The sequence below is a fragment of the Nostoc sp. genome (assembly GCF_036916655.1).
Taxonomy (GTDB): Bacteria; Cyanobacteriota; Cyanobacteriia; order Cyanobacteriales; family Nostocaceae; genus Nostoc.
Map to the genome: position 1 here is coordinate 12,690 of NZ_JBALFY010000012.1, position 20,194 is coordinate 32,883.

General features: G+C 42.9%; 13 protein-coding genes and 1 pseudogene. 8 read left to right on the plus strand and 6 right to left on the minus strand.

Annotated elements, in window-relative coordinates; all coding sequences use genetic code 11:
• The first annotated feature begins 14 nt into the window (after nucleotides 1-14).
• Nucleotides 15-1,367: a pentapeptide repeat-containing protein gene (locus V7L31_RS03190; RefSeq protein WP_334694911.1), complete on the plus strand. Its 1,353-nt coding sequence runs from the start codon at nucleotides 15-17 to the stop codon at nucleotides 1,365-1,367.
• A 148-nt stretch (nucleotides 1,368-1,515) separates the two neighbouring features.
• On the opposite strand, the pseudogene V7L31_RS03195 reads toward V7L31_RS03190, so the two are convergent.
• Nucleotides 1,516-1,746 (minus strand): annotated as a pseudogene (locus V7L31_RS03195) (Uma2 family endonuclease); the annotation flags it as partial.
• A 629-nt stretch (nucleotides 1,747-2,375) separates the two neighbouring features.
• Here V7L31_RS03195 and V7L31_RS03200 point away from each other — a divergent pair.
• The 3 genes from V7L31_RS03200 (at nucleotide 2,376) to V7L31_RS03210 (ending at nucleotide 6,853) form a co-directional block, all read left to right on the plus strand.
• Nucleotides 2,376-4,268: an iron uptake porin gene (locus V7L31_RS03200; RefSeq protein ID WP_334694912.1), complete on the plus strand. Its 1,893-nt coding sequence runs from the start codon at nucleotides 2,376-2,378 to the stop codon at nucleotides 4,266-4,268.
• A 148-nt stretch (nucleotides 4,269-4,416) separates the two neighbouring features.
• Complete coding sequence (locus tag V7L31_RS03205; protein ID WP_334694913.1) at nucleotides 4,417-5,652, plus strand: hypothetical protein; 1,236 nt, start codon at nucleotides 4,417-4,419, stop codon at nucleotides 5,650-5,652.
• 535 nt (nucleotides 5,653-6,187) lie between these two features.
• Complete coding sequence (locus V7L31_RS03210) at nucleotides 6,188-6,853, plus strand: DUF1361 domain-containing protein (protein ID WP_334694914.1); 666 nt, start codon at nucleotides 6,188-6,190, stop codon at nucleotides 6,851-6,853.
• A 237-nt stretch (nucleotides 6,854-7,090) separates the two neighbouring features.
• Here V7L31_RS03210 and V7L31_RS03215 read toward each other — a convergent pair whose 3' ends face one another.
• Nucleotides 7,091-9,439 carry a putative PEP-binding protein gene (locus tag V7L31_RS03215; RefSeq protein WP_334694915.1) on the minus strand — a complete coding sequence of 783 codons (2,349 nt, stop codon included), beginning with the start codon at nucleotides 9,437-9,439 and terminating at the stop codon, nucleotides 7,091-7,093.
• A gap of 478 nt (nucleotides 9,440-9,917) precedes the next feature.
• Here V7L31_RS03215 and V7L31_RS03220 point away from each other — a divergent pair, with 478 nt between their 5' ends.
• The gene (locus V7L31_RS03220) at nucleotides 9,918-10,376 is read left to right on the plus strand and encodes an MgtC/SapB family protein (protein WP_334694916.1); all 459 of its coding nucleotides are present in this window, start codon (nucleotides 9,918-9,920) and stop codon (nucleotides 10,374-10,376) included.
• A gap of 182 nt (nucleotides 10,377-10,558) precedes the next feature.
• Here the strand turns inward: V7L31_RS03220 and recF are convergent, their stop codons facing one another.
• Both recF and V7L31_RS03230 read right to left on the minus strand, forming a co-directional pair.
• Nucleotides 10,559-11,686, minus strand: coding sequence for a DNA replication/repair protein RecF (gene recF, locus V7L31_RS03225; protein ID WP_334694917.1), 1,128 nt, complete (start codon nucleotides 11,684-11,686; stop codon nucleotides 10,559-10,561).
• 120 nt (nucleotides 11,687-11,806) lie between these two features.
• Complete coding sequence (locus V7L31_RS03230; protein WP_334694975.1) at nucleotides 11,807-14,665, minus strand: cation-translocating P-type ATPase; 2,859 nt, start codon at nucleotides 14,663-14,665, stop codon at nucleotides 11,807-11,809.
• Nucleotides 14,666-14,682: 17 nt separating this feature from the next.
• On the opposite strand from V7L31_RS03230, the gene V7L31_RS03235 reads away from it, so the two are divergent.
• Together V7L31_RS03235 and V7L31_RS03240 are read left to right on the plus strand one after the other, a co-directional pair.
• On the plus strand, nucleotides 14,683-14,811 hold the full coding sequence (locus tag V7L31_RS03235; protein WP_334694918.1) for a hypothetical protein: 129 nt from the start codon (nucleotides 14,683-14,685) through the stop codon (nucleotides 14,809-14,811).
• Nucleotides 14,812-14,959: 148 nt separating this feature from the next.
• Nucleotides 14,960-16,630: a transglutaminase family protein gene (locus V7L31_RS03240; RefSeq protein ID WP_334694919.1), complete on the plus strand. Its 1,671-nt coding sequence runs from the start codon at nucleotides 14,960-14,962 to the stop codon at nucleotides 16,628-16,630.
• A gap of 304 nt (nucleotides 16,631-16,934) precedes the next feature.
• Here V7L31_RS03240 and V7L31_RS03245 read toward each other — a convergent pair whose 3' ends face one another.
• Nucleotides 16,935-17,600 carry a hypothetical protein gene (locus V7L31_RS03245; RefSeq protein ID WP_334694920.1) on the minus strand — a complete coding sequence of 222 codons (666 nt, stop codon included), beginning with the start codon at nucleotides 17,598-17,600 and terminating at the stop codon, nucleotides 16,935-16,937.
• Between the two features lie 145 nt (nucleotides 17,601-17,745).
• Nucleotides 17,746-18,600, minus strand: a complete 855-nt coding sequence (locus tag V7L31_RS03250; RefSeq protein WP_334694921.1) for a PD-(D/E)XK nuclease family protein — start codon at nucleotides 18,598-18,600, stop codon at nucleotides 17,746-17,748.
• 146 nt (nucleotides 18,601-18,746) lie between these two features.
• On the opposite strand from V7L31_RS03250, the gene V7L31_RS03255 reads away from it, so the two are divergent.
• The gene (locus tag V7L31_RS03255) at nucleotides 18,747-20,162 is read left to right on the plus strand and encodes a phosphoglucomutase/phosphomannomutase family protein (RefSeq protein WP_334694922.1); all 1,416 of its coding nucleotides are present in this window, start codon (nucleotides 18,747-18,749) and stop codon (nucleotides 20,160-20,162) included.
• The last annotated feature ends 32 nt before the right edge of the window (nucleotides 20,163-20,194 follow it).

Below are 20,194 nucleotides of genomic sequence, written 5' to 3' on the forward strand. Positions count from 1 at the left end.
GCAAAATAGAAAACATGACGATTGAATCCAATTCCTCTAATCTACCAACCCCAGAACCAGGCCCCGAAAACGATTCGCAACCAAATGACTTTGACGGTAGTGCAACTGAGAAAAACCTTAATTCAGAAGTACTAGCGTCACAACAAGCACTAGCGGCGATCGCGTCTTTAAAATCTCCCCAATATACAACTGCTTTACAACAAGCTCGTTCTGAAGTCAAGCAACCCACTACCAAACAATTCACAGTTAAGCCCAGGGCATTGCTGATTACTCTAATCGCGATCGCCACCACCTTTATTGGAATTATCCTTAATAACTGGATCGTCGGCATTATTGGAACGCTGATGGCTTTGCTGTTATCGCTGGCGATATTATTACCTTGGTTCCAAGAAGTTTTAGACGAGTGGTTTTCACCCCAAGAACGTACCCTATTTGTAGCCTTTTTTGGACTATTAGTAGCCATCATCGGTACGATCAGATTCACAAGTGTAGGCGATCGCTTGCTGGTTTTAGGACGCCAAATTAATTGGGATATTGCTGGAACCCTAGCAGATTGGTTTGGCGCATTGGGGCAAATTCTCATCGCCATCATTGCCGTTTACGTAGCATGGCGACAATATGTTATTTCTAAAGACTTGACAATTCAGCAAAACCTGCTGACAGTTCAGCAAAATATTATCACCCAACAACAGACCATTGATTCCTATTTCCAAGGCGTTTCCGACTTAGTATTAGATGAAGAAGGATTATTAGAAGATTGGCCTCAAGAAAGAGCGATCGCAGAAGGACGTACAGCAGCAATTTTAAGTAGTGTCGATGGTAGTGGGAAAGCGAAAATTCTCCGTTTTTTGTCACGTTCCAAGTTGCTCTCACCCCTACAACGCGATGGCCGATTAGGTCGAGCCATTCTTGACGGGAGTGGTGGATATGCAGAAGACCGCCTTGAAGGTGTTCGCGTCATCGATTTAGGCGTAATGCTAGCCGCCGCAGACCTTCAAGGCACTGATTTGCGTTGGACTGATTTGAGCGAAGCTAATCTTGTCCGCGCTAATCTGGTCGGTTGTGACTTAGTAAAAGCTAACCTTTCTCGTACAATTTTATATAATGCTAATCTCAGTGGTGCTGACCTGAACGGGATTCGCCTATTCTACGGTGTACTGGAAAAAGCATCACCCCGCAGTCGGACTGAACGACCAGATTATGAAACCGGCGAACACACTGGCGCTGTGGTGGAAAATGCCGATTTTACGAATGTGCAGCGAATGTCTGAGTCTGCGCGTTGCTATTGTTGTACTTGGGGTGGCGAAAAAACCAGAGGTACGATTCCTGGTGGTTGTGAAGGTATTCCCAATAAGTTGGGAAGATAGTTATACCAAGTTTAAATACAGCAACCGACCAGGAGGTTAGGACATTAACTGATGATAAAACTTATATACAAACAGACTTTTAACCCAGTCCTCAGTCCCCAGCTATACATTTCCCCAGAGAGCGTTATATATTCCCCAATCTCTAACTCTAGCGGCCCGCAACAAATATCTGTTCTGCGGTCAAATTCAGGTCTGGAAATGTTTGGGAGATGAGACGTTCTGTTCCCCTAAACTGTTATCCTTGATAAGTTCCATCAATTAACCGATAAATCGTGATTACAGGTTGTTTGGATAAGCCAATGTAGCGTTTTCCTCCTAGCCCTAGATAATCTACGATCCAATACTCCCCAATACCTAAAGCTTCGTAGTCTTCCACTTTCCTAGCTTTTATCTTAGTCCACGGAGGTGGACTTCGTTTGTATAGCCGCGATTTCTAATCGCCAGGACTAGGTGCAATATCTGAGACACTCAAAATTGGATTTAATTTTAATTTGGTTTTAGCGGATAGTCTTTATGGAGAAAGTCCAACAATTATTGCTGTGTTATCCAAGTACGAAAAACATTATTTATTAGCGATAATTTGATTAAGCTGTTACGCCTTTAATTTGCACTAATATTTTTCCAATATAATTGTGGGGTGGGCATCTTGCCCGCCCTGATAATGCAAGTTGTATACGTAACAGCTTACTTGCCAATATTTCCGACATAGTAGCGCCTGTATTAAGCTAAAACACATTTAATTTGCATATTAAAACTTTATTAATATCTTGTGGGGTGGGCATCTTGCCCGCCCTGATTATGCAACTTGAATGCTGATTAGCTTATTCACAACCTTCAAGGAATTTCAAGAATCTCAGCAAATCACAGCATTTTTATCTCACCAGAGAGATAAAAGAGCGCTAGTCTCCAGACTTAGTAACTTTTATCACTATTTTTTTTCATAACTTTCCTGATATACACTAACTTTATCTGTCAAAAGAGATATTGGTGCAAGTCAAATGAAATACCATGAGTGATATTAGTCTACTGATGGCGGGTGTGCTAGTAACAGCGCCAATATCTGCGCTCAATTTACCACAACAGCCTATAAATACGTCAGAAAATTCCGTGCAGCAGTCAATACAGGAAAATTTTTCTGAAGTTGTCTCACCTGCTGAAATTACACCGCCTGAATTCGTGCAACCAGATATAACCACTTCACCAGCTATAAAGAGTAAGTACGAAAATATACTTAAAAAAAGCAGAGAAAAAATTCAATTTATCAGTTCCCCTAATTTACCTGAATTAAAAAATACTCAACCTGTAACAGAAGTTGCACAGAACCAGAAAAACACAGAAGAATTCTTTCTATCTCCCCATCCCTCAGACTCAGACAATCGAATGTCTCAAGTCACTTCAGTATCGCAACTCCAAGATGTGCAACCTTCTGACTGGGCTTTTGCTGCTTTACAGTCTCTAGTAGAACGCTATGGCTGCATTGCTGGATACCCAGATGGGATTTATCTGGGGAATCGTAGCATCAGCCGTTATGAATTTGCGGCTGGTTTAGATGCTTGCTTAGAGAAGATTAACGATGCGATGCCTGCGGCGGGCTACGCCTATGCTAACAATAAAGTTAATACTGTTAATAACGAAGATTTAGTCTTGCTGCAAAGGTTGCAAGGCGAATTCAAAGCCGAGTTGCAGCAATTACAGCAGCGTATCAAGGCTGTGGAAAATCACAATAGTGAATTACAACGTAATCAGTTTTCCACAACCACTAGATTATTTGGTCAAGCTATTTTTAGCGTTCAGGGAACCAATAGCCCCAATGTGGATTTGTTTCCTAGAGATGGAGTACCTGAACGTCAGGGAAAAACTAATCTGACTTTTACAAGTAGCGCCCAACTCACCTTAGCAACTTCATTTACAGGGCGAGACTTGCTGTTAACTGGGCTATCTGCTGGTAATTTGGGTTCTAATGCATCGTTGCTATCTAACAATATGGGGCGGCTGGGTTTTGAGTCAAATACCAACAACAATCTAGTTATTAGCGATTTATCTTATCGATTTCTTCTCTCAGATAACTTGGGAATTGTCGTAGGTACGGCGGGAGTCAACCCCATTAACACCTTTCGCGGTATTAGCCCTTTAGAAGGTTCTAGCGACGGTGCAATTTCTCTATTTGGTCAGCGAAACCCGATTTTAAGTATTGGTAACGGTAGTGCTGGTATAGGCTTTGATTGGCAGATTAGCGATCGCATCAGTTTACAAGGCGTTTATAGTGCAGAAATACCCAATTTTCCGGGCAATATCAACCAAGGTGGACTCTTCGGCGGTAGATTTACTGCTGGCGCTCAGTTAAGTTTAGCACCCACTAATAACCTCAATATCGGCGTACATTATCTTTATTCTCACTCCCCAGATGGTTTATTAGCAAGTGGTATCGGTGATTCTCAACTGATTTCGCCTTTTGCAGATCCTACAGCTTTCAATACCCAAGCAATTGGTGCTACCGTTGCTTGGCGAATAAACCCTAACTTGCAATTGGGTGGTTGGGGTGGCTTTACTTCTTCCAAACCATTAAACCTTCCTGGAAGTGTGGAAACCACCAACTGGATGGTATTTGCGGCTTTTCCCAATTTGCTGCGCTCTGGGAATTTAGGAGGCGTTCTCGTCGGACAACCGCCCAAAATTACTTCAAGTAGTTTACCCGAAGGCTTTAATTTTCCTAACTTTTCAGATGGTGGAACAGCAGGCGGACGTAGTGACACATCAATTCACATAGAAGTTTTTTACCGCGCCCAACTCAGCGACAACATTGCCTTGACTCCAGGTTTATTTGTCATTTTCAATCCCGATCACAATACTGCTAACGATGCATTGGTAGTTGGGGCATTAAGAGCAACTTTCCGGTTCTAATTTTGTACTGATGTAAATGTAATAAAATGCGCTATTTACATACTGACTAATTCAGTATTAGATGCTTTCATTCTTCAGTGAAAGCAAGAAGAACTCGTGTGTAGAGATATACGTATTTTTTGTACATGATTAAAGGAGCAAATGTTTCATGAAATTAGATTCATTAACTCATCGCACTGGGAAAAATGTCGGCGACAGATGGATTTACACAACTCAGGCGCAGAAGGTAATTCCCAATCCCAAATCTAAGTTGTGCTGGAAGCGCACCAAAGATGCAGCCCAAAATCCAAAATTGCATCAGTTGGGTTGTGCAGTTGTTACTAAAAGCTGTTTAGCCGCAGTCTTCATCGGTTTAGGTGGAACAAGTGCTTCTGCTCAAATCACAATTCAAAGCACTGGCACATTATCAGGCACTATCCAACTTCCCAGCATAAATCCTAATTTCAATGGCAGCACTACTCGTGTTGATACAGACAACACGGGGACTTACTCCCGAAACTTAGGTACTAATAATAATCCTAATTACGTTCCTGTATACAAGTCAGACTATGTGAAGGTACAAACACGCTCTGATGGTAGTCTGCATTATTTTGTTGACTTTAAAGGCATTCCGATTGTCTCCTTTAATGGCGTTCTAACTTCGCCGATTCTCTCTGGCGGTGAGTTGACACCTTATAAATATCAGGGAAGATTGGCCGGAACCACATTTCAAGGAGTAGTTCAGGATGAATTTAATCTCACAAAAGCCTTATACACTGGAATTGTCACCGATCCTAGTACTGGAAATCAATATCAGGGAACCTTTGAAGTGAGTGGATATGGAGTCCGATATAGCGATCGCAATGGTGGGGCAACCCCCACAGTCTTTGATTTCAAGTCAGATATCCCAGGTTCGCCAAAAGTGACATCTTTGGAAATGACTAACTCACCTCTGGCCAGAATACAAATCAAAGTACCTGCAACTGCAACTCTTATAACTCCCTCACCAGTAACTAACGGTGGCAGCACACCTACCTCCCCGCCGATAACTAGTGGTGGAAGCATACCCATTTCTCCATTAGTAATTGAGAGTGGCAGCACACCGACTTCTGTACCCGCAGTTGGTGGTGGTAGCACACCGAGTTCTACACCTGTAGTTAGTGATGGTAGTGCGATCGCTACCTCGACACCTGCAACCTACACATCTGGGACTAATTCTCCATCGCTCTCTACTACACCTAATATGGAATTGAGTAACGGTAATTCCTTAGAAGTCAATCAAGTAGTCGTCAACCCTGCAACCCTTGCTCAAGCCGCTTGTTCACAGGATTCTGTCAAGAGTTGTGCAATATCCACTTTACCTAAACAAGCGATCGGCCCGCGTAGTCGAGTGCTACTGCGTTAGTTAAGGACTTTCAAATAAAAAATATCCAACTACTTCTTGTGGGGTGGGCATCTTGCCCGCCCTTAGAGTACTCTACATAAAAAAATGCCCAATTGTCATTGCTTCGCTTCGCTCGCAATGTCATGTTTTGGATCATTTATTTCTTGGAAGTCTCTTAAGCAAAAGCTGACTTGACCAAGGGACCGGAGAGAAAGATTCTGGAATTCCCCTGCCATCCGGGTTTCAGAGCCAATAAATTTATTTATGGGGTTCCCCTCCCTGCTCCCTGCTCCCTTTCCTCTTCGTTTTTCTGGCTATACTAGGGCTTAAGCTGATTGATAAATTTCATCTCCCACTATGAAACATACAAAAAACTCGCAGTTTTGGATATATCTTAAGTGTACATTTACTTTTAACTGAGACAAAAATCCTGTCTGAATATTGGAGGGGGTTAATTTTTTTGTGTCTATAAAAACTCGATCAATCAATCACTAAGCTTAACACTAACACTACAAAGTAAATCTACATTAATTAAACATATTCCGAGTAAGCACCTATGAAAGAAGAATTGATAGCCAGAGTTGTACATGTATTGCGAATTAATATGAGTTGGATGACTTGGAATTTGTTTCTGGCTTTTATACCTTTGGCTTTAAGTGTGTGGCTATTTCGCATGAGGCGGGGTGGTACTTGGCTGTGGTGGCTCGGATTCTTAGTTTTCTATGCTTTCTTACCAAATGCACCATATTTGTTGACTGATGTAATTCACTTGATAAATGATATCCGCATGATTCAATCGGTGTGGATAATTACTTTAGTACTTATTCCTGTGTATCTCGTAGTAATTTTAGGTGGATTTGAAGCTTATGTAATATCGTTAATTAATTGGGGCCACTACTTACATCGTATCGGTAAAAGTCAATGGATTTGGCGCGTTGAGTTGATTACCCATTTTCTTTGTGCTATTGGCGTCTATTGGGGAAGATTTCTGCGTTTCAACAGTTGGGATTTTATTACTAAACCCGATGCCGTACTAGCTGAAGGTGTTGAGGAAATTCTTGGTAAACAGCCATTGGTGATTATTGCTATCAGTTTTATGATCCTTGTTGGACTGTACTGGATTATGAAACGAGTCACTTTGGGTTTTATCAGGCAACCAAAAGATGCATATCCTCTCAATACACAATCAGCCGATACTAACACCCCAATGCTGGATGAGTAAAGGTTTTTCGTCAGAATTCAGGAGTCAGAATAATTAAATAATAAGGCGAATAAGGCGTTGCAACAAATCATTGGGTAAAGACGCGATGAATCACGTATCTACAAATGGTCTATTTGTCACATTCTTTTTTGAAATTGGTATTAGAATCAAAGACACTTTAAAATTTTGCATAACTCTGCTAATTTTAGATTTTTCCTTCAATCCAAAATCTAAAATCCAAAATTGAATCACTCTTAACTAATGCAGTTTTCGTCGTGCCGCTGTTAAAATTAGGCGTTGTTCGGCACGAGCGATCGCTTGATATGTTCGCTCGACTGCTTCCGGTTCCACGGAAATGGAAGTAATACCCCATTCCACTAGCTTGTCGATAATTTCTGGATAGAGGGCTGGTGCTTGACCGCAGATTGAACAAGGTATACCAGCACTTTCAGCCATTTTGATTAGTTGTGCGATCGCCTTCATCACAGCCGGATGGCGTTCATTAAATACTCTTGCTAGCTGTCCTTGTTCTCGATCTACTCCTAGTAATAATTGGGTCAGGTCATTACTACCAATAGAAATTCCGGCAACACCTGCTTTAACATATTCTGGCAATAAAAACAGTACGCTTGGCACTTCTGCCATCATCCACAGTTGAAACTGCGCTACCTCAGTTAAAAAAGCTTGTTCAACTTTGCGACGGCAAAAGATAAATTCTTCCACAGTCCGCACAAAGGGTAATAGTAGGTTGACATTGCTGTAGCCAGCTTGCTGTACACTCGCCAAAGCTTTCAGTTCAAGCTCAAATACTGCGGGATTTTGTAAATAGCTAAAAGTGCCGCGTTCCCCTAACATCGACTGGGGCGAAGATTCTAAACTATCACTCAATGATGGCAAATCTTGCGATCGCCAATCTAAAGAACGATAAAAAACTGGTCTTGGTGCAAATGCCTGGGCAAACTGCATAATCTGGTCTGACCATAGCTCTAACAATTCTGCCTGACGCCCGCTTAAAATCCAACTATTAGGATGTTGCCCAGACAATATATTTAATACCATCAATTCTGAGCGCAACAATCCCACCCCATCCACAGGTAAGCTTTGCACTTGTTCGATTAAAGTGGATTGACTCAAGTTAACCAGTAATTGGGTAGCAATCATAGGTAGATGAGACGTAACAGCAGGATGAGATACTTTTGGGCTGGGGTGACGGGAGGAAAGAAGATTTTCTTCTCTTCCTTTGTCCATCTCCTCCTTTGAGTCTCCTTTGATGCGATAAACTTCTCCTCTGTCGCCATCAAGCAACAGTCGTTCACCAGTTTGAATTAAAGTTGTGGCAGATGTGGCGTTTACTACGGCGGTGATACCTAATTCTCTAGCCAGAATTGCCGCATGGCTGGTTAATCCCCCTTGTTCTGTGATAATACCAGCAACTTGTTGCAGTAATGGCAACCAATCAGGTGTAACTGTTGGTACTACTAAAATTACTCCTTTGGGTAGTTGTTCGGGTTTCTGTTGGGGATTAATAATTACCAGCGCTGTGGCTACAATACGTCCCCCAGCTGCTCCCAGTCCCCGAATGAAGTGTAAGTGGGGAATTACAGATTGGGAAGGACTAACTTGTGTGATGTAGAGCTTGCTAGATGTAGGTTGTTGAGCAAGAGTCCATTTAATGGTGAAGGTTTTACCTAGTTCACTCACCAGTTGAATTCCCAGAGCAATTATTTGTTGTAAGTATTCTTCTTGTAAAGCGTACTGTTTTTGTTGGGCTTCTTGAAGTAAATAGGTAGTCAGACAAGTGTGATTTGTTGTTAGCACTGAATTCGCCACGGGTTGCGAAAAAGCTCCAGGCGCGGCATCATCAACACTATAAGCGAGCATTTTATTACCCAGTTGTTGCTCAAGTACGACCCTAGTTTCCGGTTGAATGTAGTAGATATCTGGCTGTACTTCGCCAAGAGTGATCGCAATTCCTAATCCCCAAGTAGCTTCAATTTCCCACCCAGAGGGGTCGGCTGTGAGCAAGCCACTGGCGATCGCATTCTCAACAGGTTGCACCAAAACTGCAAGATTAATTTGTTGCAGATTAATTCCTGAGTGCTGCCAATATAAAAGACTCCGGGCCCGAAATATCTGGCTCCAAGTACGCTTTAAAGCTAAGGCGATCGCTTCGGGTTCGCACTGGCAAAATACCGACTCCAGCAAACCAGATATATTCTTCATTCCTGGGGTAGTAGTTGATACTGCTAAAGTCGGACGAAGAATCAAACAGCCAGTTTGCCATTCTGTAGCTGCTTGGAAAATTGTGCTTACCCATTGCTGTGGCACAGTCGCAGTCAGAATTTCTTGGCGCAAGCGACTAGCCACCTGCTGAAGTTGCCGCCAATTAGTGACATCCAGGTGTAACGAAGAATGGGGTAAGTCAGCCACTAATGACTCTGAACTATTGAGATTTTCGAGAAATTGCCGTAAAGTTTCTGCCGAAACGACAAAACCAGGCACCACCGGATAGCCACGCTGGATAATTTTGCTCAAGTAAAACGCTTTGTCACCTACTTTGGAGCGGTCTTGTAGTTTAATTTGGTCTAGCCAGTAGAGTTTATCCACTCAATTTGTTAGTTGTCAGTTGTCTATTTGTAGGCACAGCCATTTCTTCCTGGTATGTTATCAGCCGTCAATCCATTGACTCTTGAATCAGTGCTGAGTGCTGTACGGGTTCATATTTAATTATTGAGTGTATAGGTTAAATCTAGCAATTTCAGGCGGTATTTTATAGTTTAGTTATTTTAAATAACCGAAAAACCATTTAATAAACTTAAAACTTATGTAGTTTGCCCAGATTATGATATTGGTGATAATTGAGCAATGCAAACCTCCATTGGTTGAATAAAACAAAACGTTATTAGGAAATAATTCTAATAATGTAAGATGTTAGTTCGCAGTTTAAAAAGTATTCCTGAATTGATAAAATCCAACTTATTTGGATTAAACTCCATTAAAAAAAGATTAGAGTCTTTTGTACTATTTGTATAAAAGCATTACCATTTAACCTAGTATATAAGATTATCTATATCAAACTTAAGCATTGCCAAACACTTACTACCTTGCAACTAATGATTGGCTGAATATCAGCTTCAGGCTATGCGTTGCATTGCTTATTGGAGCAATAATCGGCCTAGAACGCCAAATTAGGCACAAACCAGCTGGTTTAAGAACTCATACACTGGTGAGTTTAGGTTCAGCCATGTTTACCTTGACAATCATGCAAACAGGAGGATTGCAAGGTAGTCCTGATGCACTTAGCCGCGTCATTCAGGGGATTGCAGCTGGTGTAGGATTTCTCGGAGCGGGAGAAATTGTCCGCCAATCATCCCAAGAATCACAGCAACTTGAAATTCACGGACTCACCTCAGCAGCAGCTATTTGGGTTTCAGCTGCATTGGGAATTGCTGCCGGCTGTGGTTTATGGCAGTTAGGATTGATTGGCGCTCTCTTGACTTTTTTAGTTCTCAACGTTTTTAAAAGGTTAGAAAAACATCATTGAAAAAGGGACTGGGGATTAGGGACTGGGGACTGGAAAATCGGAGTTTAAATACCCGTCTGAAATGTCTTTAATTTTGAATTTTGTTAGCGCAGCGTAAAGCCTTCTCTACGAGAGGCTGTGCCAACGGCATGGCTTCTCTTCTCCTTTGGAAGACGCCAACGCTTAGAGCGAATCATCGAGCGTCATTTTGAATTTTGAATTGTTAATTGTCCTGCTTTCACAAAAAGAATTTGGGAGGATTTCAACCACTGGGAATCAAAAGAACCCAAGTGAGTGGTAGTAATCAGGGTTTGAAAGCGGTCTTGAATAGCATCAAGCAGTTGATTTTGGCGGGATAAATCTAATTCGGCAAGAACATCATCAAGTAATAGTAATGGTGGCTCTTTGACGACTTCTTCAATTAATTGTAATTCGGCTAATTTTAAGGCTAGAACCAGCGTTCGTTGTTGACCTTGAGAACCGTATTGACGAGCGGGTGTCTGGTTAATAGTTAATTCTATTTCGTCGCGATGGGGCCCAACCAGGGTAGTACCTTGGTGCATTTCAGCGATCGCTCTCTGCTGAATTTTGGCTAAAAAAGCTTGCTGTACTTCTTCTGGCTGATTATCCTCTAAAGGAATATTCGGTACGTACTTGATTTGCAGAACTTCTGTACTGCCGCTGATACTGGCGTGCCAAGTACTCGCAATGGGAGCTAATCTTTGGATGGCGCGATCGCGCCGTCTAATTACTCTGGTTCCTGTAGTCGCTAACTGTGCATCCCATACTGCTAGTTCTGAGTGCTGAGTGCTGAGTTCTGAGTCTTGAGTTTTTTTTAAAAAGGCATTGCGCTGACGTAACACATGATTATACTGCTGCAAAATATGAGCATAAACTGGTTCGAGTTGAATTAAAAGTGTATCTAACCAGTTGCGGCGACCTTCCGGGCCGCCGCGTACTAGTTCTAAATCCAGGCTCGAAAATTGGACGGCATTGAGAACACCGAGAAAATCCATTTGACGACGGATCGATTCACCATTGAGAGCAACGCTACGGCGACCATTGCGGCGCAGGGTTAAGGTCAGATCGCTAACACCTGTTTGTCGCTCAAGGGTGGCATAAATTTGGGCTATAGCTTCCCCTTCTTGAACCAAATCGCGATCGCGGGTCATGCGGTGCGATCGCAATGTTGCCAGCAACTCCACCGCCTCCAACAAATTCGACTTTCCCTGAGCGTTATTACCTACCAAAATTGTTTTGGCAGCAGTAAACTCAACCTGCTGGTCTTGATAATTGCGAAATTGTCGGAGGTTTAGAGTTTTTAGGTACATGGTGGGGATTTGGCATGGAGCATTGGGGATTGGAGAGGAGGAGACAAAGAAGAAGCAGGGGAACAGAGGGGTAGAGGAGAATAATTAATAACCCATACCCCATGCCCCATGCCCCGTTTTTTACACAGCCTTCTTGCCCATAATCCGCAAAAATATCTTCTCTGCTTCAATCCAGACAAACATTAAGGCGCTGAAGCCAATACAAATCCCTAATTCTTGTATGTTTAGGTAGTGAGTACCAAAGAAATCTCGCAGGGGTGGGACATAAACTAGCATCAACTGCAAAATCGTGGTGACGACAACAGCCGCTAGTACAAAGATATTGGAGAAGGGATTCATCTCAATGGTTAGTCGGTTGTTGGAGCGAATGGCGATCGCATGTCCCATTTGGGCAATACACAAAGTTGTAAATACCATTGTTTTCCAAGTTTCAGGATCGCCCTGATACCCAGCAGCATGGGTATGTTGATAAGCCCACCACATCAACGTAATGGTAATAATGGCAAATATTATCCCAATGCGAATCATGTAAGAACCTAATCCCCTGGCGAAAATGCTTTCACGAGGACTAAAAGGCGGACGTTGCATGACATCTGGTTCTGGAGGTTCCACAGCTAATGCCAAGGCTGGTAAACCGTCTGTCACCAAATTCATCCACAAAATTTGTAAGGGAGTAAGCGGAACGCCTCCCAAGCCGATTAAGGGTGCGGCTGCAATTGTGAGAACTTCACCAATGTTACTGCCCAGGATGTATTTAATAAAGCGGCGGATATTAGTGTAAACAACTCTACCTTCCTTAGTGGCGCTAACAATGGTGGCGAAGTTGTCATCAAGTAACACCATGTCACTGGCTTCTTTACTGACATCAGTGCCAGTAATGCCCATTGCAATCCCGATGTCGGCTTGTTTGAGGGCTGGGGCATCGTTGACACCATCGCCTGTCATCGCCACAAATCTACCCCGGCGTTGCAGTGCTTGGACAATTCGCAGTTTGTGTTCTGGAGAAACTCTGGCATAGATGCTTACCAGGTCAACGTTTTGCTCTAATTCTTGGTCAGTCATCCGTTGTAATTCTTGACCTGTGAGGACGCGATCGCCTTCTTGAGCAATTCCTAAATTGGTGGCGATCGCTCGTGCTGTTAATTGGTGGTCGCCTGTAATCATGATTGGGCGAATACCTGCATCCCGACACTCTTGAACTGCTGCCCTGACTTCTGGGCGTGGTGCATCTAGCATTCCCACCAATCCCAGCCAGACTAAATCTTGCTCAGATGTTTCGTCTGAACCTGACGGTGGAATTTCTACTAAAGGTTTGTAGGCAAAACCTAGCACCCGCAAACCTTTACTCGCCATCAGGTCATTTTCTGCCAAAATTTTCTGGCGGTGTTCTTCGGTCAATGGGCCTGTGTAATTACCCAAATGAATCTGAGTGGAACGTGCCAAGGTTAGCTCTGGAGAACCTTTGGTAAACATTAAGTAGGGTTCAGATTCCAGAAAGCCGGCGATCGCCGGGTCAATTCCTCTCGAAAATGCTTCACCTGTGGCGACTCCCTCCACCTGAGTAATGACACTCATCCGCTTCCGTTCCGAAGAAAAGGGGAACTCCGCAACCCGAGGTAACATACTGTTCCACTGGTCTTTTTCAATTCCGGCTTTTCCCGCCAGTGTTAACAATGCACCCTCTGTAGGATCTCCCAAAATCGCCCATTCACCTTGTTCTTTTTGCAACACTGAGTCATTACAAATAGTACAGGCAACTGATAACGCTGGGATTTCTGGAGACTCCTCTAAGGAAATTTTTTGACCATCTAACTGAAAGTCCCCTGTTGGTGCATAACCTTCGCCAGTGACGCGAAAAGTTTTGTTATTGGTGGAAACTGATTGCACCACCATTTTATTTTGAGTCAGTGTACCAGTTTTATCAGAACAGATAGTAGTTACAGAACCCAATGTTTCCACTGCTGGCAATTTGCGAATCAAGGCATTTTGGCGCACCATTCGCTGGGTTCCCAGTGCCAAGGTGACGGTAATTACAGCTGGTAAACCTTCTGGTACTACAGCAACGGCCATACTCAAGGAAACTTCCAAGAGTTCTTGGATGTTTTTAAAACCTCCGTCCTTGATGACACCGCCGACGACAACGATCGCCACGAGAATTAAAGAACCCGTAACCAGGACATTACCCAGTTGAGTCATCCGCTGCTGTAAAGGCGTAGGTTCACTTTCTACCGCCTGCAACATTGCAGCAATTTTACCCAATTCTGTAGTCATGCCGGTGTTAGTCACCAGAACCTTGCCGCGTCCTTGGACTACTTCAGTACCTTGAAAGACGACATTGAGGCGATCGCCTAATGATGTTTCCTCCGGCAATTTGAGTGATGCCTGTTTATTCACCGCTTCGGCTTCACCAGTTAAGGCCGACTCGCGTATTTGTAAATTCGACTGTTCGATCAAACGGCCATCTGCGGCTATCTGCATCCCAGCTTCTAGCAGCATTACATCCCCTGGAACTAGTTCCTTAGCTGCTATCTCCACAAATCTGGTGTTGCGGATTACGCGCACTAAGGGAGAGGTCATTTTTTTCAAGGCTGCCAAGGCTTTTTCGGCCCGGCTTTCTTGGACGTAGCCGAGTATGCCATTAAGGATGACAATTGCTAAAATAGCGATGGTATCTTTAAATGGCACTTCACCAGGCTTCAAAGTGCCCGACTGCCAACTCCATAAATCTATCAAGCCAGAAATTAGAGCAACGCCAATCAGCATCAACAACATAATGTTCTTGAACTGATCTAGGAGAATTTCCCAAGTACTACGGCCAGCAGTTTCTTCAAGTTCGTTGGGGCCGTATTTTTGCAATCTCTGTTGAATTTCTTGGGGTGTTAAGCCGCTGTCTGCATTACTATCAAGCAGGTCTAGCGCTTTATCAACTTCTAAACTATGCCAAACGGCGGCACCTTCAGGCAGAGAATTAGCAGACATCGTGTAGGTCACAGCAAATGGTTACAAAATTCGATCATAATTTAGTGATGGCAGGAATTCCATCTCCTAAAGTTACATTAAGGCGATCGCCCAGTCAGATGAATGTATCTGTAATTCTTAACATTTGTAAATTCTTCCGATTTTGACATAGTATTATTTCTCACGAAAGAGTTTTTCGGAACACATTGTACCGATAATTGTTAGTACCCCGCCGTAAACGTGGCGTTTTAAGGGTTTGGCACCTAATCCCCAGTCCCCAGTCCCCAGTCACTTTTACACTTACCATAAGGTTTTATGAGTTTTGCACTCCCCACTTTGACCGTTAGCCAGATGTTTGGGCAAAAAACAATTCGACCGCTTACTGCTGCTGCCCTATGTGGCATTACTTTCATCAAAGATAAACTGATTGCCATTGACAGTATTAAAGGGCATCTACTGGAAATCGATCCCGCCTCTGACAACAGTAAAATTCTCAATCCCCATCAAGTTGAAGAATTTACCGATGTCACTGGTCTAGCGGCGTGGGAAGATACTCTGTGGGTGAGCCGAGAAAATAGTGTTTATTTGTGCAAGCTAAATGCTTTGGATCTCGAACATTTTGTGACATTGCCTTATGCGGCTGACGGTGTTGCTGTTTGGGAAACAACAGTTTATGTCAGTTGCCAAAGACTAGGTTACATTCTGGTTTTTGACCGCGAAACCCGAAAAGAGATTACCAGATTTTATGCTCCTGGAGTTGGGATCGAGAATTTGGCAGTCAACCAAGAAATGCTGTGGATTTGCGATCGCATCGAACAATCAGTTTACGCGATGGACAGGGCCACAGGAGAACTGCAATTCAGTGTCCTAACACCTTTTGAATGTCCCACAGGCATCGCAATCCATAAAAATTACGAAACAGGCAAAGAAAGTATTTACGTCGCCTATGCCTCAGAGGAGCCTTATATTCGGGATAACCCCAATGCCGATCCTAGTCATGAATTAACATTCCGCGATCGCACTTTTATTCATCCTCTGTATTATCATTACCAGCCAGATAAGCGCTACGCCCTCTCCAATGGCTATCTCATTGAAATGTCTTATGCTGAGGAAATTGCACCCTTAGACGAGGTTTATATCCCTGATGTGGAATGGCGCATCGCCCTACCATCGGAAACTGAGCGTCAAAAGGTGAAACACGTTGAACCCATTGGTATACCTTTCACCGAAGAAGTGATAGAGGGGCAACGGGTAGCAGTCTTTAAATTTGATTCTCTTGCCCCAGGCGAACGGCATATATTTGGCTGGAAAGCACTTTTGGAAGTTCGAGGAATTAAATATCGCATCACACCCAGAGATGTAGAAGACGTTCCTGAACTTTCCCCAGAATTACAGACACGCTACCTAGTGGATGACGACGATTTAGCAATGGATACCACCATTGTTCGCCGTGCCGCCAGAGAGGCGATTGGTTCTGAAACCAATGTGCTGCGGAAAATGCACAGCATCCGCAACTACGTCTACGACCAGTTATCTTACGGTATTAAACCTTATATTGACGCGCCAGATACAGTTTTAGAACGGGGGGTTGGTTCTTGTGGCGAATATGTCGGTGTTTTACTTGCCCTATCTCGTTTAAATGGCATCCCCTGTCGCACCGTAGGTAGATACAAATGTCCTCCTCATAGTGACTTACTAGGAGTTCCACTACAACCCGACTTTAATCATGTTTGGCTAGAATTCTACATCCCAAGTTTTGGCTGGTTGCCAATGGAATCAAATCCTGACGATGTTGCTGAAGGTGGGCCTTATCCGACGCGCTTTTTTATGGGCTTGTGCTGGTATCACATTGAAATTGGCAAAGGTATCACCTTTGAAACCGTGACAAGTCAAGGTGCGCGGCTAACCAAAGAAGATATCCCCATCGGTGATTTAGCGATAAATCATATTCGGTTCACAATTCTTAAAGAATTACCGGACTTTTGAATTTGGGCATTGGGCATCGCGCACAAAAGGCAGAGGGGCAGAGGGGAAAAATTTACTGCAACTTCTCTACTCCCCAGCAAAAAAAATTTGTAGTGGCATGGCAAGCAAAAAATTGTGCATTAGACGTAGGTTGGGTTACGCAAAGCCTCCAACTTGCTACAACGCGGGGAACCCGCAAGGGCGCTGTGGCTCCCCAACTTACAATTTTTTCGCAACATTTTAGCCTTGACATGCTAGTAGAGTGTATTATGCCGTAAGCTAACGTACCTTAAGACTCTCTGTTAACCTCGCGCTTTTCTTGAAATCAATCTTTCCTATCATGAGGAGATGAATTATCTGGCAGTATATCAGCACGAACCACATCACTAATCCATTCTCCCTCAATATTATTGTTAGAATAATTTGCATAATCATCCCATGTCATAGTATCGCCAGTTGAGTATTCATAAATGACTCCACGAGTTTGATTATTACCATCTCCATCATTTAAACGAATCCAGGTTACATAATCACCAGATGGAGGATAACCACCACCAAATTCAATATTTGGATATTGAGCTAAACTTCTAATTGCCCCTGGCACAGGTCGCCAACTTCGATAATGATGGGTTACAAATCTGTCGGGATGTCCAGACCTCTTGTAATGTACTGCTTGGTGAAATTTGTAATTATAAAGAACTAAAGATTGACCTTGTGGCCCACAAACCAAATTAAGTGGATAAAAAGAACAATATCCCTCCTTAGCTTTATTTGGAACCTCCTCATTTTGAGCTTTGCTAATTGCAACCTTCGTAGTAAGAGCTAATTCTAAGCCTATAACAACAGCACATTCAGCTTTAACAGCACAAGCATCTAGAGACAACAGCAATGCATAAACTGGTTGAGGCAAAATCCCTTTAAACATGAGAAGTAAAAGAAACGTCCAAATTCCTACTAATCTAAATACAGATTGATTGGCGGTTAATCGCACTAGTCTTAACTCCTTACAACCAAAGATAAAAATCGGTGTATCTGATATCTAGGTTGTCTGATATAAGAAGAAAATTAGGTCAGTAAAAATACGAGTATTTAGTAAGTTATTTTGAAAATTTAACCAAGAGAAATAGGTAAATTAATTAGCTATTAACTCTTAAACTGGGCATTGGATATGATTGATGCTGCTTAAAATCGGCAAATTCACAGATGGAGTTAAATGGGCAAAAACGGCAGTGAGAACCAGGATTAGGAGGGAAAATTTTACTGAAATTACTAGTTTCTTCTTGATATTTATGCAGGTCGTGTTGGTGTTTATGGGCAATATTAGCTAACTCAAATTTTAATGATTCTAATTCACTATTATTAATGCTAATTAACTCCGACTTTTTACATACTTCCAAATTATAAAATGATGCAACAGCTTCTCGTCCAGGATAAAGATAACGAGCCGCTAGCAAGTAAACTAATGCCTGTCGTTTGTCAAAAGCCGACTTACCAGTTTTGAAATCCAAAATATGTAAAGTGCTGTCAGACTCAATAAAAACGCAGTCCATAGCCGCGTATAAACGAAAGCAATAATCTTCTTGTTCAACTACTATCGGTTTGGGAAAGCCTTCATCACCTGGAGTTAATTGGATAATATGTTTATCCAAAAGCAACGGCGCATCGTGATATTTTTGCAAAATTTGCAGCACGCGTTGCTGGACTTGAACGCTTGAGTGAGCTAATTTTAGTAGCTGTGCAACTCTTTCTACACCATCTGCTTGCTTCAACAGATGCCTGTGATGATGAAACTCATAAATGCCTTTTTGGGCGAGTATGCCTATCCGCTGGGGTGCGGTGGCTTGTGCTAATAGCGCTTTGACTTGTGGTTCGTGTTGCCGTGCTTTGATAAACCCCCGTCTCATCTGGCAATGCCAGCGTTCTTGCCCGGTCGCTGGGGCAACTAGAGACCAAAGGTGATAACTGGCAAAAGGTCGATCGGGGGTTGACATTGCTCAGAAACAGTGAGAGAAAATACGGTGGGGAGAAGTTTAAGCTAAGGCTTGCTTAGAAAAGAACTTCGGTGGATACTTGCTGCTACCCACGCTTTGCGGGAAGCTTTTATAGTACTGATAATGTACAAGAGCAAGTGGCAAAAATGTCCAGCAAGATAAAATTTGGTACTGATGGATGGCGAGGGATTATTGCCGATGACTTTACATTTCCCAATGTACGGAAAGTAACAAGGGCAATTGCCATTTATTTAGTAACAGCCTACACAAAAGATAGACCAGTACTTATTGCCTACGATACTCGCTTTTTAGCTGATCAGTTTGCCCAAACAGCGGCCCAAGTCCTAGCAGACTTGGGTTGGACTGTAAAAATTACCGATCGAGATTGCCCCACACCAGTAATTGCTTACAACGCCCGTCACTTAAATTCCGCAGGGGCATTAATGTTTACTGCTAGCCATAATCCAGCACGCTACTGTGGAATTAAATATATACCCGATTATGCTGGGCCTGCCACTCCAGAGATTACTGATACTATTGTGGCAAATATAAAAAGTGCATCGGATGAGTTGCCTGGGAGTAAACCATCAGGTTCAATTTCAATTTTCGATCCGAAACTTAATTATCTACAATTTATCTACACCTTACTTGATATAGAAAAGATTAAAAGCGCTAATTTAAAGGTAAAGTATGATGCTTTGTATTCTACCTCTCGCGGCTATTTAGATGAAGTTTTGCAACGTAGTGGCGTTCAGTTAGAAAGTTTTCACGATTGGAGGGATGTTTTATTTGGCGGTGGAATGCCAGAACCCAAAGGAGAACAATTAGTTGAGTTAGCAGAAGCAGTAGTTCGCGATCGCGCTGATTTAGGTTTGGCGACGGATGGAGATAGCGATCGCTTTGGTATTGTTGATGAACAAGGAACTGTCCTCACTCCGAATACTGTGCTGTTAGTTCTAGCACGTCATTTAATCAGAAACAAAGGTAAAACTGGCGCGATCGTCCGCACTGTGGCTACAACCCACCTGCTGGATAATTTCGCGGCTAAAAATGGGCTACAAATTTACGAAACACCAGTTGGTTTTAAGTACATCGGCGAAAAAATGCGTGAAACTGCTGTATTAATTGGTGGAGAAGAATCAGGCGGTTTGAGTATTATTGGGCATATTCCCGAAAAAGACGGGATATTAGCCGATATGCTGGTGGCAGAAGCGATCGCCTATGAAGGCAAACCTTTGAGTCAGTTGGTGGCAGAAGCGATCGCCGAAGCCGATGGGCCACTTTATAACAACCGCCTAGACTTGCACCTCACAGAGGCGCATAAAACAGCCGTCATCGACTCTTTTACCAAAAATCCACCTACAGAAGTAGCTGGCATTAAAGTCAAGGAAGTGGGGCGTAAAGACGGTATTAAGCTCTATTTAGAAGAAGGTAGCTGGATTTTACTGCGTCCTTCCGGTACAGAACCACTGGTGCGCGTCTACCTCGAAACCAACACTCCCGAAAAACTCACCCAAATCGCCCAAGAGTTAGAGAATGTCATTGCTAAACTAGAGGCATAAAAATTAAAAGTGAGGAGTTAAGAGTTATAAAT